The organism is Streptomyces sp. MMG1121 (assembly GCF_001280015.1).
Lineage (GTDB): Bacteria > Actinomycetota > Actinomycetes > Streptomycetales > Streptomycetaceae > Streptomyces.
In genome coordinates this window covers 1-10,709 of the sequence record NZ_LGDV01000223.1, presented here as the reverse complement: position 1 = coordinate 10,709, position 10,709 = coordinate 1, and the positions used below count along the sequence as shown (strand labels likewise).

Genomic DNA, 10,709 nt, shown 5'->3' with positions numbered 1-10,709 from the left:
CCCCCGCCCCCCGCCTCTCCACCGCCCCCACCCGTTACCGCGCCATCGCCACCATCCACGCGCCTACCGACCACATCCGCACCCACACCCCAGGTCTCGCCACCCGCCTCACCCCCATCGACAACCACACCTGCCGCCTCGACGCCTCCGACGACCACCTCCCCCGCATCGCCCAGACCCTCGCCGGCCTCGACGCCGACTACATCCTCGACGCCGACCCCGACGTCCTCACCCACCTCCGCACCACCGCACAACGCACCCTGAACGCCATCGGATCTGCCGGCCCCCTGCGGCGAGGACACTAGAGGCAGCCGCGATCGCGCGAGCAGCCCGAAGAACGCCGGAAGGCCACGGTCTGTCGAAAGCCCCCGAGCGTGCCGCCCGGCCGGACAAGCGGGTGGATTTGACGGCCGCGCGCCGCAGGAGCCCGTCGACAAGGCCAGTGCCGTGCGCGGCGAGAGCGAACCGTATGTTCACGAGCTGCCGCCCACGAAGACCGCGAAGCCTCCGTGCAAGAGGGCGTCTTCGAAGAAGCCGAGACCCCGCGCGTAGGTCGGCACGCCGCGGCCGGGGGGGGCGCCGCCGTCCGCGGCCTTGCCCCAGCCAAGGCCTCCCAGGCGTCCATCGCCCCCATGGATTACGGCAACGCCGTGTACAGGGCGGCCAGCTCAGCTCGTACCTGGGTGGCGTCGAATGCGACCGTGCCGGACCAAGGAACCGCCGCGCTACGCGAAAACCTCGGGTACGTGCTGCAAACGTGCGCGCTGATGTGTGTCATGGCTCCCGACGGCGTCCAAGGCGAAGCCATCGTCCAGGCCGCCTCCACCACGCTCACACCGAACCGGTCGTCGTAGCCAGCACCGCACCCGGCACTCCCCCGCCCTCCTCACCCCGCTGTACGACCGACTCGCCCCCGCAGGGTCCCCCTCCCCCGCCACGCGGCACGGGTACGGCACGCGATCGAGGCGGCACTCGTGCGACGCCCCCAGGCGGCGGTCGTCGTTGACGACGCCCACCTGCTGCGCACCGACGCGCTCTACCACCTCTACCGACTATGGGACGTCTTCCAGGTGCACGAGCCACGCCTGCCCGTCATCCTCGTCGGGCCCGAACGGCTCCACGCCGTCCTGGACCGGCCCGCGCTCGCCAGCCTGAGAAGCTGCGTCTGCGTCTGGCGCCGCTTCACCGTCAGCTGAAGCAGCCCAGGCCGGGGTACCGGGTGACCAGAGGGTCAGCGACTCGTTGGACCGGACGCTGTCACAGGCGGCGCGGGCCGGGCCGAACGTCTCCCAGCCCGGCCCGCGCCCATGGCGAACCGCACATGGAACACCCTCTGCCGACAGTGACCACAGCCCCTCACCACCCGCTTCCTGCTCGCGGTCGGCAAGATGCCCCACAACCGGCTCGCACCCACGGACGAGAGACGCACGGGCCCGGATATCCCTGACAACCAGTTGAAGCCGATCCAACGGCGCAATGCGGCCGTAGGGGCGGCCCCGGTAATGCGTCCCGTCACGGACCGGGGCCGGGGATCGCCACTTCACGTTGTACTCGCACACCTTGTTGGCCTTGCCACCCTGGTTGTCCGCAACCTTCTTCTCGTCGACGGTGATGACACAGGCCGCTGCGTGGAGCATGCCGTGGGAGTCGGGCACGGAGCCGGAGAAGACGGACACCGTAGTACCGACCCTCTTCTCAGCGTCGCTCGTCATGCTGAGGGTTGACGTCTTCTTCCAGGGCAGCTTCACCGTCTCCGCCTTGTCGGTATCAAGGTTGTAGTGAGGCGCCCCCACCGATGTGGACACACCGACAATGGATCTCGCAGATCCGAGGAAGGGTGTCGACACCGCCGGGGTCACCTCAGCCTTGACCTCCACCGCACTTGAGGTCCTAGCTTGGTGATCATGACGGACGTGAGCACCTCGCAGAGCGGCACCACCGCACCAGACCAACGACCCATCGCCCTCGTCGCCTGGCACGCCACCGAGGCGATCCTGCGGCACTCGCAGGCCGCTCTGGCAGTCATCGACCTGACCCAGCCCCAATGGTGGGCGCTCAACAACATCATCCGGGCCAAGCACGGCCTGACCAGGGAAGAGATCCGTGACCTGGACGTGCCGTACGGTATGGGCACCGAGGTGATGGCCCACGCCGCCGACGCGCTCGCGCACCGGGGCTGGCTCGTCGCTGGCGCGGACGGCCGACTGACCTTCACGAACCAGGGCCGCGCGGGCCTCGCGACGGCGAAGGAACACATGGCCCGGGTGCGCGCGGAGGTTGTTGGTGACATCACGGAGGAGGAGTACGCGGCGGCGGTCTCCGTGCTCCAGCGCGTCACCGACAACCTCGCCTAGCGGAGCGTTTCAGAATGCGGTACGTAGTCGTCTCAAGCAGATGACGGAGCAGGCGAGTTCGAGCAGTGTCTGGTGGGTGTCGGCGCGTATCTCGTAGCGGATGCGCAGGCGCTTGAACTGGTGGATCCAGGCGAAGGCGCGCTCTACGACCCAGCGGGTCTTGCCCAGGCCGGAGTCGTGCGGGGTGCCGCGTCGGGCGATCTTCAGCGCGATGCCGCGTTTGCGGATCAGTCGCCGGTATTTGTCCAAGTCGTAGCCACGGTCGGCGAAGAGCCGTTTGGGCCGGTGGCGGGGGCGTCCTCGCCGGCCGCTGACGCGGGGAGCGGCGCCCAGCAGCGGCATGAGCTGGGTGGCGTCGTGCTGGTTGCCTGCGGTCAGCGACACCGCTGACGGAGTGCCGTGCCGGTCGACGATCACATGGTGCTTGCCGCCGGAACGGCCACGGTCGATCGGCGAAGGTCCGGTGTGAGCCCCCTTTGAGTGCCGTGACGTGGGAGCCGTCGATCGAGCAGTCATCCACTTGGTCGCCTTGAAGAACAGCCGGTGGCCGTTCGTCTTTGCGCGTCATCCCGACGCCGGAGCAAACCCCTTAATCAGGTCAAACCCATACACCACCTTCCTGGATGCAACCGAACCTGTCGCCACCCCAGTGCGCAACAGACGTCGACCAGCATGTGAGGAATCCAGCGCGGGGCCCTGTCCGGCGGGATCGGCCGGACAGGGCCCCGGGCTCAGCTCACTTGCACTGGCCGGTGCGCGGCCCGTTCACCGTGTTGTCCGACTGCTGCAGGGTGGGTGAGTTGCCCGCGCAGCGCAGCGGCGCTGCGACCTGGTTGCCCTCGAACTCCGGGCTGAGGTCCTCGGACAGCAGGCCGCTACCACTGTTGTCGCTGATCCTCACCGGCGCCGACATCGTGTTGGACGAGACCTCAAGGCCGCCGGTGTTGCCGTCCAGGGTCAGCGGGGCCTTGAAGTCGTTGCCTGCGCAGTCCGTCCCCTCATTGTCGCCCAGCAGCACGTAGCCGCTGGTGTCCGTGAGGGTTACCTGCGCGTTGAGGGTCGAGTGGCAGATGGTGACGGCGCGGGCGCCGTCCGAGACCACTGGACCGTCTATCTCCGCACCCGACACTGCCAGCGCTCCGCCGGGCTGCACTGCCACCGGGCCGTTCTGCGTGGCGCCGGGGGCGATGCACAGCGACTGGTCGGCGGTCACGGTCAGCGGGCCGTCGTGGTCCGTGACGCACGGCTGGCTGAAGCCGACGGCGAGGTCGCTGGGCACGGCCGTGGCGCTGGCCGTGAAGCTGGGGTCGCCGCCATACGCGGCGGTGATCCTGTGCCCCCCGGGCTGGAACTTGCTGGTCGTGAAAGTCGCCCTTCCGCCGTTGAGCGGCACGGTCGCCAGCGCGGTCGTCCCGTCCAAGAAGGTGACCGACCCGGTCGGGGTGCCCGAGCCCGGGTTGGCCGAGGCCACGGTGGCGGTGACGTTGACGGCGTGGCCGAACAGCGGGGTCGCGGTGTCCGTGCCGAGCGTGACCGAAGTCCCGTACTGGAACGTGATGATGGCCCTGCCATCGCCGTGGTTGACGCCCGGGAGGAGCGCGACGTCGGTCGCCGACGGATCCGCGTAGCTGCTGCCGCCACCACCGCCCGCGCCCGGGAAGTAGCCCGGGTTGCCGCCGCCGGAACCGCCGCCACCGCCGTGCCAGCCGCCACCGCCGCCGCCACCGCCGGGGCCTCCGCCACCGCCGTTTCCGCCGGTGCCGCCGCTGCCGGGGTTGGGCTCACTGGTGATCGGATCGAGGTCGATGCCCGGGGTGCCGGGGCCGCCGTTCAGGGTGTTGGGGTTACCGTGACCGGACGCGGTCTGGGTAGCGCCGCCACCGGCCAGGCCGGAGCCCAGCGGGCCGTTGCTCTGGCCACCGTCCTCGCCTACCAGACCGCCGCCTGCGCCGCCCTGCAGCTTGGGGCCGCCGTTGCCCGCGCCGCCGCCACCGCCGGCCACCAGGACGCGGTCGGAATCGCCGAAGGCGCCGACCCGCGCGTCCGAGCCGCCGCCGCCCGAACCGCCGCCGCCGTGCGCGCCGCCACCGCCGCGCCCGTGTCCGGTGCCTCCGGCACGGGCGAACTCACCGTGCCGGGACGAACCAGGGATACCGGCCGCGGCGACGGTGAGCTGGAGGGTCTGGCCCGGGGTCACCGGCAGGGTGGCGCGGGTCTCGCCGCCGAGACCGCCGGGTGCACCGGAGATCGCCGGGTGCGGGTCGATGTAGCCCGCCGCGCTACCGCCCTCGCCACCGAACAGGTCGACGCTGACCGCGGTCACGCCGTCCGGGACGGTGAAGGTGTCCGTGCCCACGGAGTCGTAGGTGCACGTGGGCTGCGGGGAGGTGGTGAAGACGCCGCCGGTGCCGCAGGGCTTGGCCGCGCTCGCCGCGCCGGCGGTGGCCGCAGTGAGGGGCACGATCGCGGCGGCGACGAGGCCGGTGGTACCGGCCACCGACATCATCTTGGATCTGAATATGGTCCGACGGGAGGTCGGGCTGCTGTCGCTCATGGGTGTTGACACTGTTTCTCCGGCCCTGTGGGCAGCTGAGATGGGGGAACGGGTGCTCAGCAGGCGGCCCGGGCACACCTGCTGAGCGGGATCAACCGGTGGATCAGACGCCGTCGTTGGCGCAGAGCGCCCAGACGTCCGAGTAGGTGTTGGGGGAGCTGGTTCCACCGGTGTGGGTGTAGGCGGTCCAGTAGGCGGCACTCGTGGTCCCGTCGCTGACCGGATTGCCGCTGTTGTCGCTGGGGAAGCTGCCGTTGAGGTGGTCGCCCTGCGAGCCCGGCGCGGTGAAGTCGGTGGTCGTGACGCTGCCGCCGCTGACGGCCGCGCCGCCGCTGACCAGGTTACCGTCGGTGCCGCAGCCCACGGTCACGCCCTGCCCCGTGGTGGCCGAGGTCGGGCCGCTCACCTCGCTGTAGTGGACCTTCACCGTCACACCGCTGACGTTGATGCCGCTACCGCTGCAGATCGCGTACGCGTAGGTTTCGTTCGTGGTACCGCTACCGCCACCGTTAAGGCCTTCCGCCGTCCAGGAGTCGGGGTTGGTCTCGCCGTCGGCCGCAGCCTTCAAACCGTTGTCGTGCGCGGCGTTGTTGAAGGTGGGGAAGCTTGCGATCGGCTTGAGGCTGCCGACGCTGGCCGGGGTGGTCCGGGCGCCGCCGCCGAGCAGCACGGTGTTCGCCGGGCAGGTCGCCGTGACCGCGAGGGGCGTCGACGCGCTGGTCGGCCCGGCGGCCTTGTTCATGACGATCTGGGTGTGGTTGATCAGGTTGCTGGTGAAGCACACCGCGTACGGGGTGGAGGAGAACGAGCTGTTCACCGCACCGCCGCTGCCGCCGATGCCGAGCCAGTGGGTGTTGTCAGTACCGACGACACCAGTGGTGCCGGTGTACTCGGTGGAGCCGTCCGAGCTGGGCTCCGTGCCGTTCACGTGATTGCCGTTGGACGACATACCGGTACCTATGGCCTGGTCGATGCCACCACCGGAGACGAGACCGCTGCTGCAGTCCGCGTGGGTCGAGATCTCGGAGAAGGTGCTGGCGGGGCCGAGGGTGGCGCCGGGGGTCTTCACGGTCACGCTCACGGTGTTGGCGTACGCGACCCCGGGCACGGCCAGAGCCAGCAGGGCGCCTATCACCAGCGCCTTGCCGGCCAGCAGGCGCGACAGGAATTTGATCTTCATCGGACTCTTCCTCTCTGATTGCACCGCTGCCTACGGGGCAGGCGGTGCCGAGAAATGCCATGCAGGAGAAGAACCGACCGCATTGGGGGAAGCGGCCACCACGGGTCCAGGGGCGGCTGGGGAGCCTTCGACGGCAGGAGACGGAACCCGTACGAGCCGGTACTCAACGCGGCTCGCAGACGCGGACAGTAACAGTCCGCCAGAACCGCATCTACAGGCTAATCACACAGGATGGGCTGGCAGATGCTACATACGATGGTCATTCGACCTTGAGTCTGCGGGTCCTTACCCCTGCACCGTTGCGACGGGGCCGGCCACCGCTGCCAGAACACCGGTCCGACGCCCACCCGCCGCGTGGAGCATCCCAGGGTCGCCAACACCGCGGACTCCGCCGAGCACTCACCCGCTCGCCGCCTGGCCGCCCCGAGCACGGAAGGTGAAGCCTTCTACGTGAACGTGAAGTAGCCGACGGCGGCAGCGGCCAGCATGCTGCCGCCCCGCTCGCGGCCTCACGCCCACAGCTGGATCACGAACCGCTCGAAGAAGCGGTAGGTGTCCAGCTCCTCCGCCAGGTCCTCCTGCTGCCCACCCACCCACACGCGAACCTGATAGGGGCCGGGACCGGCGAGTTCATGCTCCTGGGACTGCGGCTCCCCCATCAGACTGACCAACTGGATCCGCTCGGACTCGAAGGAGACGCTGCTCTGCTCCCCCAGGCTCGTGAAGTCCTCTTCCGACGGTGCGTCAGGTAGGGAGTTCCACACCTCCACCCGCACCCTCGCCCTCTGGTCCTCCAGATCCGATGCCAGCACCACACAGCCCTCATGAGCCAGGAACGCCGCAGCCTCCGGGAAGCGTGAGAACGTCACCCCCTCCCCATCGGTATCGACCAGCGCGAACAGATGCCGCTCCACTCGCACCACCGCCGAGAACGACTCCAACAGCCCCACTTCACCCTCCCGCCACCAAACGCCGCACCAGCATTCCAACAACGGACCGGCACTGCGGCAGCGACTGCCCGGCCACCGCTCCACGGGCACCCTCGCTGCGTATGCCACATCAAGTCTGACGCTCGTCGCCTCAACGAAAGACTTGAGGGACAGCTCAGCCATGGAATGGCGCAGGTAGCGCCGCCCGTCGTCGTCATCGGCGAGCAGACCGAAGCCTCTGAGCCAAGCAACATGGCGTTGCCGTAAGCCCGGCAGGGGCTCAGCGTTCCAGCGCGCCGCGAGCGGGACTTCGATCTCCACCTCGGGTAAACGGACTGGCCCCTCGAGCCACTCCTCGATCGTGGTGGGCAACGGCGGTTCGGGATGGCGTGCTCACGGCTCGAGATCCTCGGGGCCGGGACGTCGCCGAACGTGTCGTCGATCGCCTGGGTTACCTTCGGCCGGTGCTCCTGGCCGGGAGCGAGCCGCCCCGACGGCTCGTGGCCGTCAGGGGCACCCGACGAAGTGGGCCCCGGAGCAAGTGCGCGGTCGGGCACTCACTCCGGTTGGCGGGTGCGGGTCCTTGGGCGGCCGAGTGAATGCCCGTGTCCGAATGATCAGACTGACTGTTGAGCTGGGTGGCCGTCCGGGCGGGGCGGCGCCCCGGGCACCTGCCCGGGACGAACTCTCGCCCTCTCGAACCCAAAGAAAGCGAGTCATGATCGTCATGAAGAAGATGCTTGCGGTTGCCGCTGCTGCCTGTGCCGTCGTCCTGGGCGGAGCGGGCCTCGCGGCTGCCCACGGCGGTTCCGGTGCCAATGGCGAGGCGAAGAACTCTCCCGGCGTGGTCTCCGGCAACCTCGTTCAGGCCCCGGTCCACATCCCGGTCAATGTGTGCGGCAACAGCGTCAGCGTCGTCGGCGTCCTCAACCCGACCTTCGGCAACGTCTGCGAAAACGTGTGATCTGACCGGACAGGCCGAACGGGGCCCAGCGGGGCTTCGAGTGTCCGAGTGAGTGTGGGCGGCCGGTCTTCCCTTCCCGGCCGCCCACAATGACGAGTGTCGCCAGGTACTGGATACGCACGTGGGCGGGACGTTGCACATGTCGCGCGCGGCTTGGCCGCACATGGTCGCCTCCGGTTGCGGGCGCATCATCGACACGTGTTCGGATGCGCTGTTCGACGACACCGGACTCAGTGTCTACGCCGTGGGCAAGGGCGCCGTCCTGGGGCTGACGACGTCGCTGGCGGCCGAGGCCGCAAGGCACGGAATCAAGGTCAACGCGGCCGTCCCCATCGTCGGTACCCATACGTCCCTGGAGGCTGTCCAGGGCGACGAGCAGATGAACAGGCTCCTCACGTCGATGCGGATGTCGGCGCTCGGGGTGTCCGGCGCGAGGGCGAGCGGGACCGTGGTGCCGGGCCGCCACGGCTGTCGGGGCCCGCGGTTGACGGGCGTCGGCACGCGCAGGAGCTTGGCGAGCCGGGGCATCTTGGCGAAGCCGCCGGTGTGGTAGGTGCCGGCAACCGCGCCGGAGCGCGAGCGGCACGGCGAGCCGGGTTCGGCCCGGCAACGCGAGCAGAGGTGGCGCTCCACGTCGTCGGCATCGCTCGGGGAAGCTTCTTGAGGGGCCGTCATGGCCACGGATGCTGTCTCGCCTTTCCCGGCAGGCTCTGACAGGCGAATGCCGACACGTGCCATGGTGGCGTTAGGCGGGCTGCGGGGCGGGCGTTTCCGGAGCGGCCGCGCCCTTGCGGGTCTCGCGCATTATCAGCAGGCCGTTGACCACCATCAGCGTCGCGGTCAGGCAGTGGACGCCGAGCGCGGTGGCCACGGAGCCGCGGTGGACCAGCACGGTGGCCATGTCGCCGTATGCGGCGAGGGCCTCCACCAGCAGCACCCAGCCCAGCGCCCGGCGGTGGCCCGTCACCAGCAGGATGCCCAGGACCAGGGCCAGGACGACGTCGCGGATTCCCTTGATGATCAGGAAGCCGTCGCCGTCGCCGGGCGGCCAGCTTGGCAGGCCGAAGCCCGGCGCCGTCGTCTCCGGGCTCAGGATGAACTCCGCCCCGAACCAGAGGATGAAGAGGATGAAGGCGGCGGCGAGGACGGTGTTGATCTTCTTCAGTGACATTGTTGTTCTCCTTGTGATTCTTCGTCAGCTTGGTGAGCTTCGTGGAGCTTGTTGAGTCGTGTGGGGCCTGATCGGACCGCGCGGACGCGGCTGATCGAGGGACGTAGTTTCTCGGGATCGCCGTTGTGGGATCTGAACGGCAACTGCATTCCCGGATTTCGGGATTTCGGTGGCCGGCTTCCGTCCGGGGAGTGGGGATCGTGCGCCATGCCGGGGCGGCTTTGGTATCAGGCGGGGGAGCGACCGGCTGGGCGAAGGCGGCGATGAGGGCGGAGACGCGGACGTGGTCGAGGCGGTCCCAGCGGTTCATCTGTTGCTGCCAGTCGGCGGGCCGGTTCTCAGGGGTCGACGTCTTGCCCCGGTCGTTGATCGGGACCAGCAGCAGAATCGACATGATCACGCCGAGGATCAGCAGCGCGCCAGCGGTGACGAGGAGGCCGGGATGGACTGGTCGCTGGAGCGCCCGTTTACGTCCGTGGACGTGACAGAAGAGCCGCTCTGCCGAGCACGACGCGTCCGGGCGCAGCCACGGTGCCACGCCGACGGCCAGGACCAGCCGGTCGTCCGGAGAGCGCGGCAGTGGCAGCCCGGCCAGCAGCACACGCAGCCGGTCGACGTCGATGCGGCCCGGTTAAGATCGCCGCACGGCCCGCCGTGCCCCCGTCGGTGTTCGGGCAGCAGCGTCGGGTCGACCGGTCACGTCACCGGACCGTCCGCGCACATCACCGCGTCGGTCGCGACTGCGAGCGCGATCCCGCCACCAGCGAAGCCATGATCCGCTGGGCTGCCCTCGGCCTCACGACCTGGCGTCGCCCGGGGTGAGGATTTCCATGAGGTGTCCGTCGGGGTCGTGGAAGTAAGTGCCCCTGCGGCCTTCGGTGCGCTTGCTGTGATAGATCTGCCCGCCCTCTTGGCATACAGGATCGCCGTAGTGGGTGATCCCAGCATGCTGGATGCGGGCGAGGGCGGCGTCGAACTCCTGCTCACTGACCATGAACGCGTAATGGTGCGGCTCGAAGTCGTCCAGCTGGTCGTAGTCGAGGCTGACCTGGTTGGCCAGCGTCACCGGAATGAAGTGCGCCACCGGCGGGTCGACATTCAGGCCGAGGATGTCCGCCAGGAACTGCGCCGAGGCCTGCGGGTCACGGGCGGGGACGATGGTGTGGTTCAGTTCCACGGTCATACGGACTCCTCATCAGGGACGGGCTACGCGTGGTGGGTTGATCGGCGGTCTCGGCACCCCTGCGGCATGGTGGGATGCGTGACTGCCCCTGGGGAGGGCAGGGCTTCTCCGGCTGCCCTCCCCCGGCTACGGCTGCTGTGTCATACGTCGATCTGCTCGAAGACGTGCGGGTACGACGTGATGTCGTCGGGAAACTCGGCAGCCATGCGCTGGAACTCCGGGCTGGCGAACGCGGTGGCGAGAGCCTCGGTCGACTCCCAGACCGCGACGTTCATCAGAAGCTGGCTGTCCGCCGTTCCCTTGTGCATCTGCAAGGAGACGAATCCCGGCTGGGCCTTCATGAACTCCGCCTGCCTCCGAAAGAGGGTCAGGAA

At 69.1% G+C, this 10,709-nt stretch carries 10 protein-coding genes and 5 pseudogenes; 5 read left to right on the top strand and 10 right to left on the bottom strand.

Annotated elements, in window-relative coordinates:
• The 3 genes and pseudogenes from ADK64_RS32810 to ADK64_RS32790 form a co-directional block, all read left to right on the top strand.
• Positions 1-305: pseudogene (locus tag ADK64_RS32810) on the top strand (DNA-binding transcriptional regulator); the annotation flags it as partial.
• 669 nt (positions 306-974) lie between these two features.
• Positions 975-1,196, top strand: a complete 222-nt coding sequence (locus tag ADK64_RS49260; RefSeq protein WP_053665079.1) for a hypothetical protein — start codon at positions 975-977, stop codon at positions 1,194-1,196.
• A 708-nt stretch (positions 1,197-1,904) separates the two neighbouring features.
• The gene (locus tag ADK64_RS32790) at positions 1,905-2,354 is read left to right on the top strand and encodes a MarR family winged helix-turn-helix transcriptional regulator (RefSeq protein ID WP_063789991.1); all 450 of its coding nucleotides are present in this window, start codon (positions 1,905-1,907) and stop codon (positions 2,352-2,354) included.
• 9 nt (positions 2,355-2,363) lie between these two features.
• Here the strand turns inward: ADK64_RS32790 and ADK64_RS32785 are convergent.
• The 4 genes and pseudogenes from ADK64_RS32785 to ADK64_RS32770 all read right to left on the bottom strand — a co-directional run.
• Positions 2,364-2,874 (bottom strand): annotated as a pseudogene (locus tag ADK64_RS32785) (IS5 family transposase); the annotation flags it as partial.
• Positions 2,875-3,090: 216 nt separating this feature from the next.
• Positions 3,091-4,851 (bottom strand): Ig-like domain-containing protein, encoded by a 1,761-nt coding sequence (locus ADK64_RS32780; RefSeq protein ID WP_053665070.1) that lies wholly within the window; start codon positions 4,849-4,851, stop codon positions 3,091-3,093.
• A 160-nt stretch (positions 4,852-5,011) separates the two neighbouring features.
• Complete coding sequence (locus ADK64_RS32775; protein WP_053665068.1) at positions 5,012-6,088, bottom strand: hypothetical protein; 1,077 nt, start codon at positions 6,086-6,088, stop codon at positions 5,012-5,014.
• 509 nt (positions 6,089-6,597) lie between these two features.
• Positions 6,598-7,338, bottom strand: a complete 741-nt coding sequence (locus ADK64_RS32770; protein WP_159046396.1) for a hypothetical protein — start codon at positions 7,336-7,338, stop codon at positions 6,598-6,600.
• 397 nt (positions 7,339-7,735) lie between these two features.
• Here ADK64_RS32770 and ADK64_RS32765 point away from each other — a divergent pair, with 397 nt between their 5' ends.
• A complete protein-coding gene (locus ADK64_RS32765; RefSeq protein WP_053665063.1) occupies positions 7,736-7,981 on the top strand; it encodes a chaplin in 246 nt (81 codons plus the stop codon).
• Between the two features lie 52 nt (positions 7,982-8,033).
• Positions 8,034-8,534 (top strand): SDR family oxidoreductase, encoded by a 501-nt coding sequence (locus ADK64_RS32760; protein ID WP_267888592.1) that lies wholly within the window; start codon positions 8,034-8,036, stop codon positions 8,532-8,534.
• Here the strand turns inward: ADK64_RS32760 and ADK64_RS49255 are convergent.
• The 6 genes and pseudogenes from ADK64_RS49255 to ADK64_RS32745 all read right to left on the bottom strand — a co-directional run.
• A pseudogene (locus ADK64_RS49255) lies at positions 8,534-8,656 on the bottom strand (zinc finger domain-containing protein); the annotation flags it as partial. The gene ADK64_RS32760 and the pseudogene ADK64_RS49255 overlap by 1 nt on opposite strands.
• A 70-nt stretch (positions 8,657-8,726) precedes the next feature.
• A complete protein-coding gene (locus ADK64_RS32755) occupies positions 8,727-9,152 on the bottom strand; it encodes a DUF4267 domain-containing protein (protein WP_053665062.1) in 426 nt (141 codons plus the stop codon).
• A 238-nt stretch (positions 9,153-9,390) separates the two neighbouring features.
• Positions 9,391-9,591 (bottom strand): annotated as a pseudogene (locus ADK64_RS47820) (anthrone oxygenase family protein); the annotation flags it as partial.
• Between the two features lie 24 nt (positions 9,592-9,615).
• Positions 9,616-9,884 (bottom strand): annotated as a pseudogene (locus ADK64_RS47815) (transposase); the annotation flags it as partial.
• Positions 9,885-9,948: 64 nt separating this feature from the next.
• Positions 9,949-10,335 carry a VOC family protein gene (locus ADK64_RS32750; protein WP_053665060.1) on the bottom strand — a complete coding sequence of 129 codons (387 nt, stop codon included), beginning with the start codon at positions 10,333-10,335 and terminating at the stop codon, positions 9,949-9,951.
• Positions 10,336-10,475: 140 nt separating this feature from the next.
• The coding region (locus tag ADK64_RS32745) for an antibiotic biosynthesis monooxygenase family protein (RefSeq protein WP_053665058.1) at positions 10,476-10,709 on the bottom strand (234 nt) is incomplete at its 5' end.

Bases quoted from the DNA above. Each gene is read 5' to 3' on its own strand.
- ADK64_RS32765 (WP_053665063.1), top strand. From the start codon at position 7,736: ATGATCGTCATGAAGAAGATGCTTGCGGTTGCCGCTGCTGCCTGTGCC.
- ADK64_RS32775 (WP_053665068.1), bottom strand. From the start codon at position 6,088: ATGAAGATCAAATTCCTGTCGCGCCTGCTGGCCGGCAAGGCGCTGGTG.
- ADK64_RS32755 (WP_053665062.1), bottom strand. From the start codon at position 9,152: ATGTCACTGAAGAAGATCAACACCGTCCTCGCCGCCGCCTTCATCCTC.
- ADK64_RS32790 (WP_063789991.1), top strand. From the start codon at position 1,905: ATGACGGACGTGAGCACCTCGCAGAGCGGCACCACCGCACCAGACCAA.
- ADK64_RS32750 (WP_053665060.1), bottom strand. From the start codon at position 10,335: ATGACCGTGGAACTGAACCACACCATCGTCCCCGCCCGTGACCCGCAG.